This is a genomic window from Parazoarcus sp. PS-13 R2A, from assembly GCF_057621855.1.
Genome location: NZ_JBYEXN010000068.1, coordinates 1 through 440 on the forward strand (window position 1 = coordinate 1; position 440 = coordinate 440).

A 440-nucleotide genomic window follows, 5' to 3' on the forward strand; every position below is an offset into this window, starting at 1 on the left:
ATCATGAAGGCCTACGACGTGGCCTTCAGCCTCGGCGACGGCCTGCGTCCGGGCTCGATCTACGACGCCAACGACGAAGCCCAGCTCGGCGAGCTCAAGACCCTGGGCGAACTCACCCAGATCGCGTGGAAGCACGACGTGCAGGTGATGATCGAGGGCCCCGGCCACGTGCCGATGCACATGATCAAGGAAAACATGGACCTGCAACTCGAGCAGTGCCATGAAGCGCCCTTCTACACCCTCGGACCGCTCACCACCGACATCGCCCCCGGCTACGACCACATCACCAGCGGCATCGGTGCGGCCACCATCGGCTGGTACGGCACCGCGATGCTGTGCTACGTGACGCCCAAGGAGCACCTCGGCCTGCCCAACAAGCAGGACGTGAAGGAAGGCATCATCACCTACAAGCTCGCCGCCCACGCCGCCGACCTCGCCAA

The 440-nt window shown here is 64.5% G+C and carries 1 protein-coding gene; it reads left to right on the plus strand.

The annotated features are described in order from the left end of the window. Positions 1–440: phosphomethylpyrimidine synthase ThiC (locus AC22G6_RS21855; RefSeq protein WP_487368511.1), on the plus strand; the 440-nt coding region annotated here is incomplete at both ends.